Annotated in this window: 13 protein-coding genes; 9 read left to right on the top strand and 4 right to left on the bottom strand. The window is 66.6% G+C overall.

What is annotated here, in order from left to right; genetic code table 11:
• Positions 1-118: 118 nt before the first annotated feature.
• Entirely contained in the window at positions 119-2,788 is a 2,670-nt protein-coding gene (locus V6M89_RS03540; RefSeq protein WP_332851858.1) for an ATP-binding protein, read from the bottom strand.
• A gap of 143 nt (positions 2,789-2,931) precedes the next feature.
• On the opposite strand from V6M89_RS03540, the gene V6M89_RS03535 reads away from it, so the two are divergent.
• The 4 genes from V6M89_RS03535 to V6M89_RS03520 all read left to right on the top strand — a co-directional run bounded on the left by V6M89_RS03535 (position 2,932) and on the right by V6M89_RS03520 (position 8,968).
• Positions 2,932-6,534 (top strand): CHASE domain-containing protein, encoded by a 3,603-nt coding sequence (locus tag V6M89_RS03535; RefSeq protein WP_332851857.1) that lies wholly within the window; start codon positions 2,932-2,934, stop codon positions 6,532-6,534.
• A 94-nt stretch (positions 6,535-6,628) separates the two neighbouring features.
• Complete coding sequence (locus tag V6M89_RS03530) at positions 6,629-7,069, top strand: carboxymuconolactone decarboxylase family protein (protein WP_332851856.1); 441 nt, start codon at positions 6,629-6,631, stop codon at positions 7,067-7,069.
• A 352-nt stretch (positions 7,070-7,421) separates the two neighbouring features.
• Positions 7,422-8,546 (top strand): hypothetical protein, encoded by a 1,125-nt coding sequence (locus tag V6M89_RS03525; protein WP_332851855.1) that lies wholly within the window; start codon positions 7,422-7,424, stop codon positions 8,544-8,546.
• A gap of 11 nt (positions 8,547-8,557) precedes the next feature.
• The gene (locus tag V6M89_RS03520; protein ID WP_332851854.1) at positions 8,558-8,968 is read left to right on the top strand and encodes a hypothetical protein; all 411 of its coding nucleotides are present in this window, start codon (positions 8,558-8,560) and stop codon (positions 8,966-8,968) included.
• 47 nt (positions 8,969-9,015) lie between these two features.
• On the opposite strand, the gene V6M89_RS03515 is transcribed toward V6M89_RS03520, so the two are convergent.
• Positions 9,016-9,918, bottom strand: coding sequence for a carbohydrate kinase family protein (locus V6M89_RS03515; protein ID WP_332851853.1), 903 nt, complete (start codon positions 9,916-9,918; stop codon positions 9,016-9,018).
• Positions 9,919-10,035: 117 nt separating this feature from the next.
• Positions 10,036-10,779: an SDR family oxidoreductase gene (locus V6M89_RS03510; protein WP_332851852.1), complete on the bottom strand. Its 744-nt coding sequence runs from the start codon at positions 10,777-10,779 to the stop codon at positions 10,036-10,038.
• Between the two features lie 118 nt (positions 10,780-10,897).
• On the opposite strand from V6M89_RS03510, the gene V6M89_RS03505 reads away from it, so the two are divergent.
• Positions 10,898-11,797, top strand: coding sequence for a LysR family transcriptional regulator (locus V6M89_RS03505; protein ID WP_332851851.1), 900 nt, complete (start codon positions 10,898-10,900; stop codon positions 11,795-11,797).
• Here the strand turns inward: V6M89_RS03505 and V6M89_RS03500 are convergent.
• The gene (locus tag V6M89_RS03500) at positions 11,794-13,176 is read right to left on the bottom strand and encodes an MATE family efflux transporter (protein ID WP_332851850.1); all 1,383 of its coding nucleotides are present in this window, start codon (positions 13,174-13,176) and stop codon (positions 11,794-11,796) included. The two genes, V6M89_RS03505 and V6M89_RS03500, sit on opposite strands and share 4 nt — an antisense overlap.
• Positions 13,177-13,322: 146 nt before the next feature.
• On the opposite strand from V6M89_RS03500, the gene V6M89_RS03495 reads away from it, so the two are divergent.
• The 4 genes from V6M89_RS03495 to V6M89_RS03480 all read left to right on the top strand — a co-directional run bounded on the left by V6M89_RS03495 (position 13,323) and on the right by V6M89_RS03480 (position 21,809).
• The gene (locus V6M89_RS03495; RefSeq protein WP_332851849.1) at positions 13,323-14,249 is read left to right on the top strand and encodes an ABC transporter substrate-binding protein; all 927 of its coding nucleotides are present in this window, start codon (positions 13,323-13,325) and stop codon (positions 14,247-14,249) included.
• A gap of 115 nt (positions 14,250-14,364) precedes the next feature.
• Entirely contained in the window at positions 14,365-15,501 is a 1,137-nt protein-coding gene (locus V6M89_RS03490; RefSeq protein WP_332851848.1) for an ABC transporter substrate-binding protein, read from the top strand.
• Positions 15,501-19,628, top strand: a complete 4,128-nt coding sequence (locus V6M89_RS03485; protein WP_332851847.1) for an EAL domain-containing protein — start codon at positions 15,501-15,503, stop codon at positions 19,626-19,628. The genes V6M89_RS03490 and V6M89_RS03485 overlap by 1 nt, the downstream gene beginning before the upstream one ends.
• A 69-nt stretch (positions 19,629-19,697) precedes the next feature.
• The gene (locus V6M89_RS03480; RefSeq protein WP_332851901.1) at positions 19,698-21,809 is read left to right on the top strand and encodes a TonB-dependent receptor plug domain-containing protein; all 2,112 of its coding nucleotides are present in this window, start codon (positions 19,698-19,700) and stop codon (positions 21,807-21,809) included.
• Positions 21,810-21,822: the final 13 nt, after the last annotated feature.

The following is a 21,822-nucleotide window of genomic DNA, read 5'->3' as shown; positions in this document are numbered from 1 at the left end:
AACTCCGTTGAGTGAAAGTGACTCCACTCTAGCGAGCGGACCGCAGGCACGGAGATCGTTGCGACGAAATGCGCAAGCCCGGTGCGAAATGCAGCCGGCCGGCGCGAAATGCGCGGCGTCAGGGGCGACGCCCGGCCGGAATATGACGCGAAATGATGTCCAACATCTGCTCGACGTCGACCGGTTTGGCGATGAAATCGTTCATGCCGGCGGCGATGCAGCGTTCCTGCTCCGATTGCATCACGCCGGCCGTCATCGCCAGGATGGGCAGGTCCAGCTTGAGCTCACGGCGTATCACGCCGGTCGCGGCGAAGCCGTCCATCACCGGCATCTGCACGTCCATCAGCACGATGTCGTAATCGTCAGGATGGTCGCGCAGCCGGTCCACCGCCAGTTGGCCGTTCTCCGCCACGTCCACGCTGGCGCCGGCGTATTCCAGCATGCCGCGCGCCACCACCTGGTTGAGCGGATGGTCTTCCACCAGCAGCAGGCGCACGCCGCGCAGGCGCTGCTCCGCCGTATCGTCGTGGGCCAGATCATCGTCGACCGGCTGCGGCGCCGCCGGAAGCTCGGCCTTGGGCATCAGGAACGGCAAGGTGACGACAAACTCGCTACCCTCGCCCGGTGTGCTGCTGACGGCGATGGCGCCGCCCATCAACTCGGCCAGGCGGCGGCAGATCGCCAGTCCCAGCCCGGTGCCGCCGAAGCGGCGCGTGGTCGAGGCGTCGGCCTGGTTGAAGGCTTCGAACAGGCGGCTCTGCTGCTCCTGGTCCATGCCGATGCCGGTGTCGCGCACCACGAAGCGCAGGCCGACGGCGTCGCCGGCATATCCCGCCATGCCGTTGGCCGAGCGCTCCACCCGCAGCAGCACTTGTCCGCGTTCGGTGAACTTGATGGCGTTGCCGACCAGGTTGATCAGGATCTGCTGCAGGCGCATGGCGTCGCCCACCAGCGCTTGCGGCACCGCGGCATCGGTGGCGATATCGAAGCGGATGCCGCTGGCGGCCACCGTGGTCGTCATCACCGAATTGACCGCCGCCAGCACCTCGTCCAGCTGGAAGGTCGACGGCGCCAGCTCCATGCGGCCGGCCTCGATCTTGGAGAAGTCCAGCACATCGTTCAGGATCCCCAGCAGCACATTGCCGGACGACCGTATCATGTCCACGTACTCCTTTTGTGGCGCGCTCAACTCCGTATTCCCCAGCAAATACGCCACGCCCAGCACCGCATTCATCGGCGTGCGGATCTCGTGGCTCATATTGGCCACGAACTCGCTCTTGGCGCGGCTGGCGGCGGCGGCGCGCTGCTCGCCGGCGGCCTGGATCAGCTCCGCGTTCTTGCGGTCGGTGATATCCATCGCCATCAGATAGGTGCCCACCACCATGCCGTCGGCGGCCACGTCCGGCACCAGGTCCACCATGAAGTGCTGCGTCAGGCCGTGCTGTTCGAACGCCCGTTCGAAGTGCAGGCGGCGCCCCAGCAGCGCCTGATCCAGGTCGCCCAGCCAGCTGTCGGAGGCGGCGCCGAAAATGTCGGACACGGTCTGCCCCAGCATCTGCTGCGGATCGAGGCCGAACTGGGTGCGATAGTGCTCGTTGGTGAACAGGTAGCGCCGTTCGCGGTCCAGGTAGGCGATCAGCAGCGGCAGGTTGTCGGCCAGGATGCGCGCCCGCTTCTCGCTTTCGTAGGTGCGCAACTGGGCCGCCTCGCGCTCGGCCATCAGGCGGTAGAAGGCGCCGCTCAATTCGCCGATTTCGTCCTTGCGGTCCAGTTGCAGCACCTGGATGCCGGCCCGGCTGTTCTTGATCTCGGCGATGTTGCGGCGCAGCCGCTGCAAGGGCCGCAGCAGCCGCGCGATGCCCAGCCAGGACAGCAGGCCGGCCAGGCAGGCGAACACCGTCGCCGCGCCGGCCGCCTCGTAGCGCATCTCCCGCAACGGCGCCAGCGCCTCGTCGCTGGGGAAGCGCGCGGCGACGATCCAGCGCGCGTGCTGCAGGCGGCGGTAGGAATAGATGCCCTTGACGTGGTCCTTGTTCTCGGCCTCGGTCCAGCCCTGGAAGCCGTTGAGCGCCATCTCGGTGGCGCGGTTGGTGCCGGGGCGCTCGTTAATATGGTGCAGCAGCCGCGCCTTGTTCGGATGGCTGAGCAGGACGCCCCCGGCGGTCATGATGAAGGTGAAACCGGTACTGCCCGGCTTGAGCGCGCTGAGCGACTCGAACGGCGCGTAGTGCAGCAGGTTGATGCCGCCGGCCAGCACCAGCGCCACGCGGCCGTCGCTGTCGAACACCGGCGCCGTGATCAGCACCGTCGGCGCGCCGGCCAGCTTGCTGGCGAACGGCGCCGACACCAGGCCACGACCGCGCGCCAGCGTCAGGTCGAACCATTCCTGGCCGGCGGCGCGGAAAGGCTGCGCCGGCATGTCCTCGGCCACCGCGCCGGTCAGCAGGCCGTCGCCGTCGTAGATTTCCAGGAAAGAGAACTGGCTGCGGGCGGTCGGCCGCGCCTTCAGATAGGCGCGCAGCGCAGCCGGATCGCGCAGCGTGGCCGCCGGCAGCGATTCGGCCAGCGCCGTCAGCATGGCCTTCTTGCCGGCCAGGTGCTCGTCGATGTGGGCGGCGGCGCCGGACAGCAAGGCATACTGCTGGCTGCCGATGACTTCCTTCATATCGCGCTCGGCCAGCACCAGCGCCACCACCGTCACAGTGACGGTCGCTCCCAGCACCAACAGCATGACCAGGCCGCTGAGCCGGAACCGCAGGGTGGACGGCAGATACTGTTTCAACGCCATGGGCAGCGTACTCACTAGAAAGATGATATCAAAGTATTACATGTTGTAGGCCGGTTTGGCTACGGCTGCACGGCATAAACCCAACAAATATGCCGCAGTTTCGGGGTATAGTGATTGCCACCGAGACAACCCAGCTATCTGCCATGCGCGCAGGCTCCAAACAGCTCAACCCGGCCACACCCCCGTCAGGCCCCGCGCCGCTCGCGCTGGTGCTGCTGACGGCCTGCTACTACCTGGTCGCCAACACCAGCCTGTTGCTGGCCTTCGCCCACAGCAACGCCACCCCGGTCTGGCCGCCGTCCGGCATCGCCTTTGGCGCGATCCTGTTGCTGGGCTACCGCGCCTGGCCGGCCATCCTGCTGGGCGCACTGGCCGCCAACCTGGCCACCTTCACCACCAACGGCCTGCCCTTCAACACCGGCCTGGTGACGGCGTCGCTGCTAATCGCCGTCGGCAATACCCTCGAAGCCTTGGCCGGCGCCTGGCTGATGCGCCGCCATACCGACGTCGCGCGGCCGCTCAGCCAACTGCAGGACGTCTACAAATTCGCCACCATCGCGCTGCTGGTGTGCCTGATCAGCGCCGGCGTCGGCAGCGCCACGCTGGTGCTGGGCGGCCTGGTGCCGGCCGCCGCCTGGAACACGGTGGCGCTGACCTGGTGGGTCGGCGACGTCGCCGGCGTGCTACTGGTGGCGCCGGCCATCCTGGCCTGGCGCCGGCCGCGCTGGCGCCGGGCGGTCGCGCTGGAGGCCGCGCTGTCGCTGCTGCTGTTGGCGGTGCTGATGGCCTGGATCTTCGGCCGCCACTACACCGCCAACGACGATCCCGGCTGGCTGCCATATGTCTTCATGCTGTGCGTGGCCTGGGCTTCCTATCGCTTCGGGCTGCGCGGCGCCAGCCTGGCCTGCCTGGCCACCGCCGGCGGCGCGGTGCTGTGCACAGTGCGGGGACTGGGGCCGTTCGCGGTCGGCACGCTCAACGACGCCTTGATTTCGCTCGACAGCTTTGTGGTCCTGTGCAGCCTGGTCGGCATGGTGCTGTGCGCCGACGCCAGCGAGCGCCGACGCATGAGCGGCGCGGTTCGCTGGCACAGCGCGGCGCAATGGGCCACGCTGCTGATCTGCGTCGGCCTGACCGTGATCGTCTGGCACCTGGTGGCGCTCAGCACCGAGCGCCGCGCGCGGGAACAGTTCGACACCGAATGCACCGACATCGCCGAACGCATCGCCAGCCGCATGGCGTTGTACGAATCGGGCCTGCGCGGCGCCCGCGCGCTGTTCAGCGCCGAGCCGGAACCCAGCCGCGCGCAGTGGCGCAATTTCACCGAGGCGCTGGATCTGGCCCACAGCCTGCCCGGCGTGATGGGGCTGGGTTATGCCGCCCAAGTGCCGGCCGGCCAGCGCGACGCGCTCGAAGCGCAGGTGCGCAGCCAGGGCCACCCCGATTTCCGCATCTGGGCCAGGCCAGGCAGCGCGCTGGGGCCGATGTCCAGCGTGGTGCTCTACCTCGAACCGTTCCAGGGCCAGAACCTGCGCGCCTTCGGCTACGACCTGATGTCCGAACCGATCCGCCAGGCCGCCCTGCTGGAGGCGGCACGCAGCGGCCAACCGGCGCTGTCGGGCAAGGTGACGCTGGTGCAGAATGGCGCTGAAACGGCGCGGCCGGGATTCCTGATGTTTTTCCCGATCTACCGCCAACTGGCCGCCGGCGCCGTGCCGTCGCCCGCGCAGCGCATGGCGGCGCTGCAAGGCTACTCGTATAGCCCGATCCGCGCCGACGAGATGATGGCCGGCCTGCTCGGTCCCTCCGAGCGCGTGGTGCAGCTGGAAGTCTTCGACGGCGGCGAAGCCGATCCCGCCGCCCTGTTGTACGCCAGCGGCAGCCGCACCGACAACGACCAGTTGCAATATCCGAGTCCCTATTTGCGCACCGCGCCGCTGGTGCAGATGCGGCATCGCTGGACGCTGCGCTTTACCTCGCTGCCGGCGTTCGAGAACTCCATCGACCGCCAGAAATCCCACATCGTGCTGCTGGCCGGCGTGATCATCAGCCTGCTGTTCTTCGGCGTGGTGCGGGCGCTGACCGCGCGCCAGGCCTACGCCGCCGCGCTGGCCGAGGAAAAGACCGCGGCGCTGCGCGAATCGGAAAGCTCGCTGATCGTCGCGCGCGATCTGGCCGAAGCGGCCAGCCGCGCCAAGTCCGAGTTCGTCGCCAATATGAGCCACGAGATCCGCACCCCGCTCAACGCGGTGCTGGGCATGACGCACCTGCTGAACAACACCTCGCTCTCGCCCGACCAGCAGAAGTACCTGGAGATGATACGGTCGTCCGGCAACTCGCTGCTCAGCATCCTCAACGACGTGCTGGACTTCTCCAAGATCGAAGCGGGCCGCATGGAGCTGGCGCCGGCGCCGTTCCAGCTGAGCGCCGTGCTGGAAGCCATCGCCACCATCATGACCGTCAACTCCGGCGAAAAAGACCTGGAGCTGGCGATCGGCGTGGAAGCGGCCGTGCCGCAGGCGCTGCTCGGCGACGGCCACCGCTTGCAGCAGATCCTGATCAACCTGGTCGGCAACGCCATCAAGTTCACCGAGAAAGGCTCGGTCTCGGTGCTGGTGGAGCGAACCGGCGACGGCATGGCCGGCGTCGTCACGCTGCGCTTCACGGTGCGCGACAGCGGCATCGGCATACCGCCCGACCAGCTGGCGCTGTTGTTCGCGCCGTTCTCGCAGGCCGACGCCTCCATGACCCGGCGCTTCGGCGGCACCGGCTTGGGGCTGGCCATCTCGCGCCGCATCGCCGCGCTGATGGGCGGCGCGATCGAAGTCCAGAGCATCGCCGGCGCCGGCAGCGCCTTCATCCTGACGGTGCCGCTGCAAGCCGCCGGCGCCGCCGTCGATATAGCGCCTGCGGGCGCGCCGCTGCCGGCCCAGCACCTGCTGCTGGTGGACGACGACGCGGTCAGCGCCGACTACCTGGGCCGCACCATCCGCGCGCGTGGCTGGAGCAGCGACAGCGCCGGCTCCGGCGAACAGGCGCTGGCGCTGTTGCGCCGCGCCGCAGGCCGCTACGACGCCATCCTGGTCGATTGGGACATGCCCGGCATGAACGGCCTCGATACCATGCAGGCGATCCGCCAGGCCTTGCAGCAGGACTGCCCCGCCATCATCCTGGTGGTCAGCGCCTTCGGCCAGGGCAAGCTGCTGCACACCCGGGGCGCGGAGGCGGCCAACGCCGTGCTGCTCAAGCCCGTCACCATGGCGCGCCTGAACGAGATCCTGCAGCAGGCGCAGGCCGGCACGCCGGCCGCCGCCAGCGCCGAAAACGGCGCCCAGTCCGGCCTGCGCATCGATGGTGTGCGCATCCTGCTGGTGGAAGACAATCCGATCAACCAGCTGGTGGCGCAGAGTATGCTGTCCTACGCCGGCGCCAGCATCGACGCGGTGGACAACGGCCGCGCCGCGCTCGACCGCTTGCGTAGCGACGCCCATCGCTACGACCTGGTGCTGATGGACGTGCAGATGCCGGAGATGGACGGCTTCGAAGCGACCACCCGCATCCGCACCGAACTCAAACTGGAGCTGCCGGTGCTGGCCATGACGGCCGGCGTGATGCTGTCCGAGCGCGAGCAGTGCATCGCCTCCGGCATGAACGATTTCATCGCCAAGCCTATCGACGTCGAACAGATGCTGCGCGCAATCATGCGCAACCTCCCCGCCGCCCAGCGCGCCGCCGCCGGCCGTTAATGGACTAGCGTGTTTAGTCCATATTGGCCTCCCGCAGGCCATGATTGGCCTCCTAGAATGGACGCACTTACCAACCACTCAGAAGGACCCCATCATGAACGCACGTACCGATTTCTACACCGCCTCGCCGGACGCGATGAAAGCCATGATCGCGCTGGAAGTCGCGGTCAACAAACTGGGCCTGGAGGCGCCGCTGCTGGAGCTGGTGAAACTGCGCGCCTCGCAGATCAACGGCTGCGCCTTCTGCATCGACATGCACACCACCGACGCCCGCAAGGCCGGCGAAACCGACCGCCGCATGCACGGCGTGGCGGCCTGGCGCGAGACGCCATTCTTCACCGAACGCGAACAGGCCGCGCTGGCGTGGACCGAGGCGCTGACCCAGCTCTCCATCACCCACGCGCCGGACGCCGACTACGAGCGGCTGCAATCCCAGTTCACGCCCAAGGAACAAGTGGACCTGACTTTGGCGATCAATACCATCAACTCATGGAACCGCCTGGGCGTCGGTTTCCGCAAAATACCGGCGCTGTAACGCGGCGGCGGCCGGCGTCAATTGTGTCTTGCATGTTCAGGACAACAGGCGCCGCCGGCAGCTTCAAAACCGCGCCACATCAAGCACATCCTTTAAACAAGCTTGCCGTTTGCATCATGTGATACCGCTTCCATTATGCAATTCGTTGCCCGCGAACAACGAAATTGTGACATTTTGCCATAAAAACACCCACCTTTCCCCTCCCCCGGTCCACACTAAATAAGGCGCACAACATCACAACGACAGTCGCCACCAACCTACGGAGGGGTACACGATGAAACAACCCAAGCTTGCATTGACAACTTTAGCAGTCCTGAGTGCCCTGGCAGCCACTGCCCATGCGCAAGAAGGCATGCCGATCACCGTCAGCGGATTCGGCACCGGCGCCCTGACCATGACCAATTCCGACCAGGCAGAATTCAACCGCGTCAACCAGGCTTCCGGCGTCGGCAAGGATGCCCGCCCCGGCGTCGATTCCAACCTGGGCATCCAGGTCACCGCCAAGTGGAGCGACGCCATCTCCTTCACCGCCCAGGGCCTGGTGCGCAAGAACGGCAACAACGATCAATTCGGCGCCGAGCTGGCATGGGCCTTCGCCAAGTTCAAGGTCAACGACGACTTCTCGCTGCGCCTTGGCCGCATCGGCCTGCCGGTGTACATGATCTCCGACGTGCGCAACGTCGGCTACGCCAACACCATGCTGCGCCCGCCGAATGAAGTCTACCGCCAGGTCACCGTCGACAATGCGGACGGCGGCGACGTCACCTACCAGCACAGCTTCGGCGACACCACCGTGACCGCGCAGGCGGCGATCGGCCGCGCCAAGGTGCGCGCGCCCGGCAATTACTACGTCGAATTCAAGCCGGTGATCTCGACCCAGCTGGTGGTCGAGAACGGCCCGTTCACCTACCGCCTGGGCCGTTCGCAGGCCACCTTCGGCATCTACGACAACCCCAGCCTGACCGGCCTGGTGGGCACGCTGAACAAGGTCGGCCTGACCTCGGTGGCCAATGAAGTCAAGCTCACCGACATCAAGGGCACCTTCACCTCGGCCGGTATTGCCATGGACTACAACAACATCATCGGCCAGGCCGAATACGCCAAGCGCAAGACCGAATCGCGCCTGGTGCCGGACACCAGCAGCTGGTACATCATGGCGGGCTACCGCTACGGCAAGTTCGTGCCCTTCATCGTGCACGGCGACGTCAAGCAGGACAGCATCCGCGACTTCTCCGGCATGCCGACCACCGGCCCGTTGGCCGCGCTGACCGCCGGCACCAACGCCGCCATCAAGTCCGGCCTGCAATCGACCACCGGCATCGGCCTGCGCTGGGACTTCTACAAATCGGCCGCGTTCAAGGTGCAGATGGACCGCATCAAAACGCGCGACGGCGCCGGCTACTTCCTCAATCCCAAACCGGGCTTTGCGGGCAGCACCGTCAACGTGTACGCCGCCGCCATCGATTTCGTCTTCTAAGGAGAATCCATATGAAAACGATCATCGGAAAAGTAGTGCTGGCGGCCGGCGCCTGGCTGGCCATCGCCCCTGCGTTCGCGGCGGAAATCGTTGTCATCGTCAGCCCGAAGAATCCGGCCACCCGCATGTTCAGCGAGCAGGCGGCCCAGTTCTTCCTCGGCAAATCGACGCTGTTCACGCCGATCGAGCACACCGACGGCCCGCTGCGCAACGAGTTCTATAAAAAAGTGCTGGACAAGGACGCCACCCAGGTCAAGGCCATCTGGTCCAAGCTGGTGTTCACCGGTAAGGCCAGCGCGCCGAAGGAGCTGGGTTCCAGCGCCGAGGTGAAGAAGGCCGTGGCTGCCGATCCGCAGGCCATCGGCTACATCGAGAAGTCGCAGGTCGACGACACCGTCAAGGTGATCCTCACGGTGCAATAAGCAGGCATCAAGGGCCCGAAAATTGGACACCAACTTTCGGGTTTTTTTTATAGATAGCGCGCCAGCTCGTCGAGCGACAGGCTGAGTTCCGCCGTACCCGGCACGCTGCAGGCATAGGCGCCGGAGATGGCGCCCAGGCGCATGCAGTCCTCAATCTCCATGCCTCGGAATTTCCCGTGCAAGAAGGCGCTGACGAAGGCGTCCCCCGCGCCATTGCTGTCGAGCACGGCCAGGTCCAGCTTTGCACAAGGCACATGCAGCACATCGGCATCGCCGCGCCGCAGCAGGTAACTGCCCTGCGCCCCCGCCATCGCCACCACTACGGTCGCCCGTCCCGCATCAAGTATCTCCCGCATCACCTGCTCATGCCGGCCGCGCAAGGCCGCCGTGCTGAGAAAGACCAGGTCGGAGCGCCGCGCGAAATCGTGATAGTAGGGATTGCTGCCATCCCAGTCGTGCAGGTCGGTCGATACCGGCAAGCCGCAGGCGGCGGCGTCGTCGTACCAATGGCGCGCCCACGGCATGATGGTCAGGTGCAGATGCTGGGCGCGTTCCATGTGCGGCAGGTAGAAGTCGCGCTCCATGCGCAGGTCGTCGGGATGGCGGCCGTCGTACAGCGACAGGCGGCGTCCATCCGGCGATACCAGATTGACGCTGCGCCGGGTACCGCTTGGGTGTACGACGCCATGGAATTCCAGGCCGCGCTCGCGGTAGCGCGCATGGACCAGTTCCGCTTGCGCATCGGCGCCGATAAAATCCAGCAGTACGGCACGATGTCCCAACGCCTGCAAGCCCAGCGCCACGCCATTGCCGGTGTGGGCGACGTAATCGTGCACGGCGGGCACGTGGATAGAGTCGGCCTCGGCCAGAGGCAGCGACGGCACCATCACAATCGTGTCGATGCCGACGCCGCCAGCGACCAGTACGCGCACGTCAGAAAGCTGTTGCATTACACACTCCCGGAAGGTTGAGAATGTAGCAAAATAACAGTCAATACTTATGCAGTCAACAACATCACTCCTTGATTCAGGAATTTATGTAGTCAAATTACACAATGAAAGTCCTCATCAGATCTGGGCGATTCCACCATCGACAAACAGCTCGATGCCGTTGACGAAACTACTGTCGGAGGAAGCCAGGAACAGTACGCCCTTGGCGATTTCCGCTGCCCCGCCCAGTCGCCCCATCGGCACCAGGCTGGCCAGGTGGCTATGCAAGCCTGCCACGTGCTCGGCCGGCACAAGTCCGGACAGGCCGGGCGTGCCCACCGGGCCGGGACTGATAACGTTGACGCGGATGCCGCGCGGCTTCAGGTCCAGCAGCCAGGAGCGCGCGAAGTTGCGCACCGCCGCCTTGCTGGCGCTGTAGACGCTGAAGTTCTCCGTGCCCTGCACCGTCGTCGTCGAGCCGGACAGGATCACCGACGCGCCATCCGTCAACAGCGGCAAGGCCTTCTGCACCGTGAACACCGTGCCGCGCACATTGGTGCCGAAGATGCGGTCGAAGTGTTCTTCGGTAATCGCGCCCAGCGGCTGCATGTCGCCGCCGCCGGCGTTGGCGAACAGGATGTCCAAGTGGCCGGAACGGCGGCCGATTTCCGCATACACGCGGTCAAGGTCTTCCAGCCGCGCGCTGTCGGCCCGCACGCCGACGGCGCCGTGGCCGATGGCTTCGACCGCCGCATCGAGTTCCGGCTGGCGGCGGCCCGTGATGTAGACCGTCGCGCCCTGCTGTGCAAACTCCTGCGCCGTTGCCAGGCCGATGCCCGTGGTGCCGCCGGTGATAAGTGCTGTTTTGCCTGCCAGTTTCATGATGTGCTCCAGAAGTTGTGTTGAGAGCACACACTTTAAGCCCGCATCATTATTCGATAAAGTAGCTACAAACAAATTCTTTATTCACCTGTGTGTATAATCGAAAACAGGAGGAATCATGGATCAGCTACTGGCAATGCGCACCTTCGCCCGCGTGGTCGAAGCGGGCACCTTTACCAAGGCGGCGGACTCGCTGCAAATGCCCAAGGCGACGGTGACCAAGCTGGTGCAGTCGCTCGAGACGCACCTCGGCGTCAAGCTGCTGCAACGGACCACGCGCCACGTCGCCGTCACGGCGGACGGCGCCCAGTACTACGAGAAGGCCACGCGGCTGCTCAAGGACCTGGGTGATATCGACAGCAGCTTCGGCGCCGCGCAGGCCACGCCGCGCGGGCATCTGCGGGTGGACACCGGTTCCTCGGTGGCGAGCCGCATCCTGGTGCCGGCGTTGCCGGAGTTCCTGGCGCGCTATCCCGGCATCCAGCTGGACCTGGGCGTCAGCGACCGCCATGTGGACCTGATCAGCGACAACGTCGATTGCGTGATCCGCGGCGGCGCCATCACCGACCTGTCGCTGGTGGCGCGCCAGATCGGCAAGGCCGCATGGGTCACCTGCGCCGCGCCGGCCTACCTGGAGCAGCACGGCACACCCAGGCATCCGTCCGAACTGGAGCACAATCACCGGGTGGTCAATTACCTGTCGGCCCGCACCGGCCGGGCGACGCCGGTCGCCTTCGCGCGCACCGCGCAGAAGCTCGAGATACGACCGCGCCACGCCATCGGCATCAACGAGAGCAACGCCCACTTCGCGGCGGCGCTGGCAGGACTGGGCGTGATCCAGACCTTCGACTACATCGCCCGCGACCACATCGCCAGCGGCGCGCTGGTGCCGATCCTGAAAAGCTGGCAGCCGCCGCCTTACCCGTTCCATGTGGTCTATCCACCCAACCGCCACCTGAGCAACCGGCTGCGCGTGTTCATCGACTGGATCGCGGCGCGCTTCGGCGAATCCGTCTAGCCTTCGACCACGATCAACGGCCGCAAACGTTTGCGCGACGCCCGCGCGTGCGGCACCCAGGCGTGGGTCTGCCAGCGGCGCCACATGATCAGGCCGCGTATCCATTCGTCGGCGGCGTAGGCGATCCACACGCCGGGCAAGCCCCAGCCCAGCACCACGCCCAGCAGCCAGCTGCCGCCGGCCAGCACCAACAGCATCGACAAGGCGCCCGCCATCACCGGAAAGCGCGCGTCGCCGGCCGCGCGCAGCGCGTTGATCACCACCAGGTTGAAGGTCCGGCCCGGTTCCAGCAGCACGGTGATCCACAGCAGCGTGGCGCCGGCCGCGATGATCTCCTGGTCCTGCGTGAACCAGCCCAGCAGCCAGCGGCCCAGCAGCGCGGCGCAGGCGGCGATCAGGATGCACACCACCAGTCCGCGCGCCAACGAACGCCGCACCACGCCGTGCGCCTCGCGCAGCCGTCCGGCGCCGATCAGGTAGCCGACCACGATCTCCACCGCCAGGCCGGTGGCGATGCTGAACATCATCACCCCGCCCATCAGTTGCAACACGTAGGCTTGCGTGGCCAGCGACTTGGCGCCCAGTTCGGCCGCCGTCGCCACGCTGACCATGAAGGCCAGCCGCCAGCCGATGTTCTCGGCCGCGCCGGGCAGGCCGATATGCAGCACCGCGCCCAGTTCGCGCCGCGGCAAGCGCCACCAGTCGTCGCGCGCCACGCGGATGCCCAGGTGCACGCGCCACATCAGCAAATGCAGCGCCAGGCCGATGGCGCGGCTGATCGCCAGCGCATACGCGTAGCCGGGCAGGCCCAGCGCCGGAATCGGTCCCCAGCCGTGCATCATCGGTATCGCCAGCGCCAGATGGCTGACGTGCATGATCACCAGCACCACCAGCGTGTCGCGGGTGCGCAGGTGGGCCCGCATCACGCTGGCCATCGAGGCGTTCCACGCATCGAGCAGCATGGCCGGCGCCAGCGCCTGCAGCAATGGCGCCGCCAGCGGCAGCACTTCGGCCGGGGCGTTCAGCAGATGCAGCAGGCGGTGCGCGCCCAGCAAGGCCAACAGGCCGGTGACGGCGCCCAGCCAGGTGCTGGCGCCCACCACCGCGCAGGCGACCCGGTTGGCGGCCTCGCGCTGGCCGCCGCCCAGGTTCTGCGTGACCACCACGCTGACCCCGGCGCCGATGATGCGGAATAGAATGAACAGGGTGGCCGACACCTGGCTGGCGATGGCGAAAGCGCCGCCCGCCTCGTCCGAAATGCGCGACGCCAGCCCGGTGCCGATGACGCTGGAAGCGATCGCCAGCCCCAGCTCGACGAGCAAAGGCCAGGCAAGATTGAACATGGGCGGGGTACGGATCGGGGTTTTGGCGGCGGACATCTTGAGATGGAAAATAAGTGTTGCGAATTAATCTTAGTTTACATCAACTGGAAGCGCTCTCACTGACGCCATTGAAATAATCTATGGATGTAAAATCGTTAGCAAAGGATACACTTCCGCTGACTCAACACGCTACGACTATCATTGTGCGATTAACCATCAACGTCGTTGCCTTTTTAACCACCCTACTGCTGAGCCTACTCGGCGGGCCGGCCAACGCCCAGACGTTGACGGTGCTGTATCCCGACATCGGCGAGCCCTACCGCACCGTATTCGCCGAAATCCTCCAGGGCGTCGAAGACCAGAGCAAGGCCAAGCCGCGCGCGATCGCGCTGGGCGCCGGCACCGACCTGGGCGAACTGCGCAACACGCTCAAGAACGGCAAGGTGGTGATCGCCCTCGGCCGCCAGGGCTTGAAGGCGGCCGCCATGCTCGATCCGGCACAGGGCGTGGTGGTCGGCGGCGTCGGCAGCGCGCCGGACGCCGAGCGCCTCAACGGCATCAGCCTGGCGCCCGACCCGGCCCTGCTGTTCGGCATGCTCAAGACCCTGCTGCCCGGCATCCGCCGCGTGATCGTGGTCTACAACCCGGCCAGCAACGAGGCGCAGATCCGGCTGGCGCGCGAAGCGGCCCGGGGGCTGGGACTGGAACTGGTGGCGCTGGAAGCGAGCGACCTGGCCGGCGCCGCGCGCGCCTACGAAGCCCAGTTCGCCGCGGCCGACGGCCACCGCGACGCGCTGTGGCTGCCGCAGGACGCCACCACCGTCGAGGAAACCACCATCCTGCCGCTGGTATTGAAAGAATCATGGAGCCGCAACCTACCGGTGTTTTCCAGCAGCGTGCTGCATGTGAAGAAAGGCGTGCTGTTCGGCATGTACCCGAACAATGTGCAGCTGGGCCGCGACCTGGCCGCGCTGGCCCTGGCCATGCAGAACGGCGACATGCCGAAACGCGGCGTGACGCCGTTGCGGGCGGTGCGCAGCGCGCTCAACTCGCGCACCGCCAGCCACATCGGCCTGAATCTTGTCTCCAGCCAACAACGGAGCTTCGACGCGGTCTTCCCCGAGCCCTAGCGTTGGGGTCGCCAGCGGCGATTTTATTTCCGAATTGCAAAGTCTCGGCTTATACTATGAAAGCATCTTAACGGCGCCGTTCCTGGCGCCAGGGTAGTGATGCAGCAAAGATAGTATGATGAAAAACACAATATTTAAACTGCGGCGTCTGCGACGCGCCGGCGCCCTGCTGCTCGCCAGCGTCACCGGTGCGACGCACGCCGCCGGCGGCGTGCTGCCATCGAGCATCGCGCTGGTCAGCGCCAGCGCCGCCCATGGCGGCATGCTGATCGCTCCGGTCGAGCCGCTGCTGCCGCCACCGCAGGCGCCGTTGCGCGCCGACGTCCGCCCCGTCACCCTGGCCCAGCTGGAAGACCAGCTGCGCCGCCCCGAATTGCAGGCCTCGATCGGCAAGGGCAGCATCGCCGTGGTCTATCCGAATGTCGAGGAGCCGTTCCGCTCGGCCTTCATCGCCATGATCCAGGGCATCGAAGAGCGCACCAAGCTCAAGGTGCGCAGCTATCCGGTCGATCCGAAAATCGATACCGCCGAACTGAACGCCACGCTCAAGCGCAACGGCACCAAGGTGGTGATCGCGCTGGGCCGCCAGGGCTTGAACGCCACCGCCGGACTGGACCGTGAGATCGCCGTGCTGGCCGGTGGCGTGCTGCTGCTGTCGGACGCCGAAAACGTCATGGGCATCAGCATGACGCCCGATCCGGCCATGCTGTTCTCGCGCCTGCGCGTGCTGCTGCCCGATCTCAAGCGCGTGATCGTGGTCTACAACCCGCAGAAATCCGAATGGCTGGTCAAGCTGGCGCGCGAGGCCGCCAGGGCGCAAGGCCTGGAGCTGCAAGCCCACGTGGCCGGCGACATGGCCCGCGCCGCCCAGCTGTACACCCAGCTGATCGGCGCCGCCGACAACCGCCACGACGCCGTCTGGCTGCCGCACGACAGCACCACCGTCGAGGAAAGCACCATCCTGCCGCTGGTGCTGCGCGAATCGTGGAACAGCGGCGTGCCGCTGTTCTCCAGCAACGTGCTGCATGTGAAAAAAGGCGCGCTGTTCGCCATGGTGCCCGACAACGTCGAGCTGGGCCGCACGTTGGCGGCCTCGGCGTTGGGCGTGATCGCCGGCGATGTGCGCCGCCGTCCGCTGGTGCCGCTGCGCGAGCTGCAGACCGCCATCAATTTACGTACCGCCAGTCATATCGGCCTCAACCTGGGCGCATTGCAACAGCGCAGTTTCGACTTTGTCTACCCGCAGCCCTGATGATCTCCATAGTCCGTAACTTTCTCCGTCGTACCGGTTTCCAGCGCCAACTGACGGTCATCGTCTCGGCCGCCATCCTCGGCCTGGCCGTGTTTTCGGCGCTCATGAATTCGTGGGAAGCCAATGCCCGCATGCGCGACTATTTCATCGGCCAGGGCCAGCGCGTGGCCGACAACCTGGCGCGCCAGAGCACGCTGGCGCTGCTGTTCCACTCGGCCGAGAACGCCCGCGAAGTGGTCAACTCCACGCTGTCCTTCCCGGACGTGGCGGCGCTGCAGATCATGGACGCCAAGCGCAAGGTCTTGCTGTCCAAGGTGGTGGCCGGCGCCACGCTGGACGTCGCCAACCTGAACAAGGTGGTCCCGGCGCACGCCGGCCTGGTCGGCGAAACCGCCGACGGCTGGCTGTTCGCCGCGCCGGTGTACGGCGGCCAGAGCGAAGCCTCGCCGTTCGAATTGCAGGAACACCAGCAGCAGCTGCTGGGCTACGTCCACGTGCAGATCGCCAAGAACACGCTCAAGCAGCTGACCTGGTCGCTGTTGCTGGGCAACCTGGCGCTGACGTTGTCGTTCGCCGTGGTGCTGCTGGTGCTGGGCCGCCTGCTGACGCGCCACATGATCGACCCGCTCAACGCGCTGTCGACCTTGATGCGCCGCGCCGAGTCGGGCGAATCGGGCATGCGCGCCGCGCCCGCCGGGCCGCGCGACCTGATCGAGATGGCGCACGCCTTCAACCAGATGATGAACGTGCTGGAGCAGCGCGAGGCCGAGCTGAAGGAATCGCGCGACGCCGCCGTCAACATGGCGCAGATGAAGGCGCAGTTCGCCGCCACCGTCAGCCACGAGGTGCGCACACCGCTCAACGGCGTGGTCGGCATGCTCGACATGCTGAAGGAAACCCGCCTCACGCCGCGCCAGCAGGAATTCGTCGACGTCGCCTGGAACTCGTCGCGCACGCTGATCGCGCTGATCAACAACATCCTCGACTTCTCCAAGATGGAAGCGGGCAAGCTCAAGCTGGAAGAGACCGAGTTCTGCCTCGGCACCCTGCTGTCCGAGGTGCTGGAACTGGTGGCCCGTCCGGCGCAGCAAAAAGCCGTGGCCCTGAACTGGACCATCGCGCCCGACGTGCCGGCGCGCATCGCCGGCGATTCGCTGCGGCTGCGCCAGATCCTCATCAACCTGATCGGCAACGCTGTCAAGTTCACCGACCAGGGCGAAGTGATGGTCGGCGTGGCGCTGGCGCCCGGCGCCGAATTCGGCCTGCGCTTCGAAGTGCGCGACACCGGCATCGGCATGAGCGAGGAGGTTCGCCGCCACCTGTTCGAAGCCTATGTGCAGCCGGACCCGAGCACCACGCGCCGCTACGGCGGCACCGGCCTCGGCCTGGCCATCTGCAAGCAGCTGGTCGAACTGCTGGGCGGCCGCATCGGCGTCGACAGCGTGACCGGCACCGGCACCACCTTCCACTTCACGATACGCTGCCGTCCGGCGCCGCAGCAGGTGGCGGGTCCGCCGTTGCCGATGCGCCCGCCGGTCGGCGTGCCGACGCCGGCCTCTGCTCCGCTGCCTACGCTGAGCCCGGTCGCTATGCCGGAGCGCCAGTTCCGCGTGCTGGTGGCCGAAGACAACCGCACCAACCAGATGGTCGCCGCCGGCATGCTGGCGATGAACGGCTGCGTCTGCGAATTCGCGGCCGACGGCGTCGAAGCGGTGCGCGCCGCCCAGCGCGAGCGCTTCGACCTGATCCTGATGGATTGCAGCATGCCGGAAATGGACGGCTACGAAGCCACCGCCCACATCCGCCTGGCCGAGCTGGCCATGGGCCGGCGCACGCCGCTGGTGGCGATGACCGCCAACACCCAGGTCGGCGACGCCGAAAAATGCCTGGCAGCCGGCATGGACGATTACCTGGCCAAGCCGATCACGCTGGTGGAACTGCGCCAGAAGCTGGAAAAATGGCTGCCACACGGCGGCCCGCTGAGCACCCCTGCCCACCAGGCCGCGCCGGCCGCCGCGCCCGAGACACGCACATACGGCGGCCCCTGCCCGGTCGACCAGGCCGTGTTCGACAAGCTGCGCGAAGTGCTGGGCGACACCCTGCCGCACGCCGTCACGCCCTACCTGGAAGACACGCCGGCCTGCCTGGACGAACTGGAACAGGCGGTACTGGCCGGCGACATGGCCACCGCCCGCATCCGCGCCCACGCGCTCAAGGGCTCGTCCGGCAACTTCGGCGCCGAGACGCTGGCCCAGCTGGCCCAGCAAGCCGAGCACTACGCGGCCGAGCAGCAGCCGGAACAGATCGCACCGTTGCTGGCGCCCTTGCGCGCCCACTACGAAGCGCTGGCCGCCTTCCTGCACACCGAGATCAGCGACGCCACCCCGCTGGCCCCGCTGCCCGGCGACGACCGTCCGCAAGTGCTGGTGGTCGACGACGACCGCAGCACCCGCAGCACCCTGCGCCACACCTTGCAGCGCGACGGCTTCCACGTCGAGGAAGCGGCCAACGGCGCCGAGGCGCTGGCGATGCTGGCGCGCTTCCAGCCCGACGTGATCCTGATGGACGCCATGATGCCGGTGATGGACGGCTTCACCGCCTGCGCCCGCATGCAGGAACTGCCCAACGCCGGCGCCGTGCCGGTGCTGATGATCACCGCGCTGCAGGACAATTCGTCGGTCGAGCGCGCCTTCGCCGCCGGCGCCAGCGACTACATTCCCAAGCCCATCCACTACGCCGTGCTGTCGCAGCGGGTGCGCCGCATCATCGAGGCCAACCGCGCCGAGAAGCGCATCCGCCACCTGGCCTACAACGACGTGCTGACCAACCTGCCCAACCGCACCCTGTTCTTCGAACTGCTTGCCGCCAGCATCGACCAGGCGCGCCAGGCCGGCGACAGCCAGCAGGTGGCCGTGCTGTTCATGGACCTGGATCGCTTCAAGTACGTCAACGACAACCTCGGCCATGACGTCGGCGACCGCCTGCTGCAGGCGGTCGCCCAGCGCGTGCGCCACACCGTGCGCGCCGACGACGCCGTGGCCCGCCTGGGCGGCGACGAATTCACCGTCGTGCTCAACGAGCTCGACAGCCCGGCCGCCGCCGCCACCGCCGCCCACAACATCGTGCGCGTGCTGTCGGCGCCGTTCCCGATCGACGGCCACGACATCTTCGTCACCGCCAGCGTCGGCATCGCCATGTATCCGCACGACGGCGCCGACGTCGCCACCCTGGTCAAGCATGCCGACAGCGCCATGTACCGCGCCAAGCGCACCAACACCGGCTTCCAGTTCTACGAAGCGTCGATGGAGCATTCGATCTCCGAGCACGTGCGGCTGGAGAGCGACCTGCGCCGCGCCATGGAACAGCAGCACCAGCTGGAAGTGTTCTACCAGCCGCAGGCCTGCCTGGACAGCGGCAAGATCATCGGCATGGAAGCGCTGGTGCGCTGGCGCCATCCGACGCGCGGCATGATACCGCCGGTGGACTTCATCCCGCTGGCCGAGGAAACCGGCCTCATCAATCCATTGGGCGACTGGGTGCTGCGCACCGCCTGCGCCCAGCTGCAGCAATTCATCTGCGCCGGCCTGCCGCCGATGCGGGTGGCGGTCAACCTGTCGGTGCGCCAGCTGCTGCAAAAGGATTTCGCCGCCTCGGTCGAAGCCGTGCTGGCCGACACCGGCCTGCCGCCGCAGCTGCTGGAACTGGAGATCACCGAGAGTACGCTGATGGAAAACGCCCAGGACACGCTGGCCGCGCTGCACCGCCTGCACTCGCTGGGCGTGCGCCTGTCGATCGACGACTTCGGCACCGGCTATTCCTCGTTGTCCTACCTGAAGCGCTTCCCGGTCGACATCATCAAGATCGACCGCTCCTTCGTGCGCGACGTGCCGCAGGACGCCGACGACGCCGCCATCATCAGCGCCATCATCGCGCTGGCCCACAGCCTGCGCCTGGAAGTGGTGGCCGAGGGCGTGGAAACCGAGGCCCAGCTGGCATTCCTCAAGGGCCGCGAGTGCGACATGATGCAGGGCTTCTACCTCAGCCCCGCGGTGCCGGCCGACCAATTCGCCGAACTGGTACGACGACATATAGACACGGCTACAACAGTTACTGCAAGGATCTGCTGATATTTACCCCGGCTCAACAACGGGCAAGCTAGAATCAAAAAAAACGTAACAGGAGATAGCATTTTGAAAGTGTTGAGCGCCCACCGGCTGTACCTGACCGCGGCACTCACCCTACCGCTGGTTGCAGCGCACGGCATGGCCCAGGCCGATCCCGTGACGGAAGAAGACGAACTGGCACTGGTCTACGGCTCCAGCGACAGCGTCAGCATCGCCACCGGCAACTTGCAAACGCTGCGGCGCGCGCCGGCCGTGGCCACCGTGATCACGGCGGCCGACATCGCCGCCATGGGCGCCACCGACCTGGACCAGGTGCTGGAAAGCGTGCCCGGCGTGCACGTCAACCGCACACCCAACAGCAACTCGCCGCTGTATGTGGTGCGCGGCATCGTCAGCGCCTACACGCCGCAAATCCTGATACTGCAAAACGGCGTGCCCATCACCACCGCCTACGTCGGCAACAAGGGCAACATCTGGGCCGGCTATCCACTCGAACACATCGCCCGCATCGAGATCATCCGCGGTCCGGGTTCGGCGCTGTATGGTTCCGACGCATTCTCCGGCGTCATCAACCTGATCACCAAGGGCCCCGGCGAAGTGCCGGGCACCGAGCTCGGCGCCCGCACCGGCTCCTACAAAAGCCGCGACGCCTGGCTGCAGCACGGCGGCAAGCTCGGCCCGGTCGAAGTGGCCGCCTATGTGCGCGCCGGCCAGAGCGACGGCAACGACCGCACCCTCGACGCCGACGCCCAGAGCCGCAACGACACGCTGTTCAAGACCCACGCCAGCCTGGCGCCCGGCCCGCTCAACAACCAGTACAAGGCCATCGACGGCAACCTCGACCTGATCTACGGCCAGTGGCGCGCGCGCCTGGGCTACAAGAAACGCTACGACATGGGCACCGGCGCCGGCATCGCCTCGGCGCTGGATCCGGTGGGCCGCCAGCAAAGCGAACGCATCACCAGCAACCTGGCCTGGGCCGATCCGCAGGTCACGCGCGACTGGGGCCTGGGCGCCAGCCTCAGCACGCAGCAATATTCGCAGGAAGTGAACACCTGGTACCAGTTGCTGCCGCCCGGCGCGACCTTCCCTACCGGCACCTTCACCAATGGCATGATCGGCGTGCCGGAGACCTGGGAGCGCACCTACCGCCTGTCCGGCTATGCCGATTACAGCGGCTTCAGCAATCACCACATACGCATCGGCGTCGGCCACGACGACATCGACCTGTACCGTGTCCATGAATGGCGCAACTTCAACTACGCGGCCAATGGCACGCCGATTCCGCTGCCGGCGGTGATCGACACCACCAACACCACGCCCTTCCTGCGTCCGCAACGGCGCAAGATCGATTACCTGTACCTGCAGGACGAATGGAACTTGGCCAAGGACTGGAACCTGACCGCCGGCGTGCGCCACGACCATTACTCGGACTTCGGCGGCACCACCAATCCGCGCCTGGCGCTGGTGTGGGACGCCAGCTTCGACCTGACCGCCAAGCTGCTGCACGGCCGCGCCTTCCGCGCCCCGGCTTTCGTGGAAAGCTACGGCATCACCAATCCGGTCGCGCTGGGTAATCCGAACCTGAAGCCGGAGCGCAACGCCACCACCGAGATGGCCTTCAACTGGCAGGCCCGCACCGACGCCACCGTCAACCTGACCTTCTATCGCTACGATATGAAGAACATCATCCGCGTCGTGCCCAATTCGGTGCCCGGCACCGGCGGCACCTACGCCAACACCGGCGACCAGAAAGGCCACGGCATCGAGCTGGAATCGAACTGGAGCGTGACACGCGACCTGCGCCTGGCGGGCAACTACGCGTGGCAGCGTTCCATCGACCAGACCACGCACACCGACGCCGGCTATGCGCCGCGCCATCACGCCTTCGGCCGTGGCGACTGGACCTTCGCCAGCGGCTACCAGGCCGGCGCGCAACTGAACTGGGTGGCGGGCCGCATGCGCGCCTTCGGCGACGCCCGCCCGGCGATCTCCGACTACACCACCGTCGACCTGACGCTGGCGACCCGCGCCGGCCGCAACCAGTGGAACTTCGCGCTGGCGGTGCGCAACGCCTTCAACACCGACGTGCGCGAGCCGAGCCCGGCGCCTGGCCTGAGCCTGCCGCACGACCTGCCGATGGCGCCGCGCACCATCTCGCTGCAGGCGTCGTACAAGATGTAAGCCACGCTTCCGC

The sequence above is a fragment of the Duganella sp. S19_KUP01_CR8 genome, assembly GCF_036688705.1.
In the GTDB taxonomy this organism is placed as follows: domain Bacteria; phylum Pseudomonadota; class Gammaproteobacteria; order Burkholderiales; family Burkholderiaceae_D; genus Rugamonas.
The sequence above is the reverse complement of the archived record's forward strand: the minus strand, read 5'-3'. Positions and strand labels throughout refer to the sequence as shown.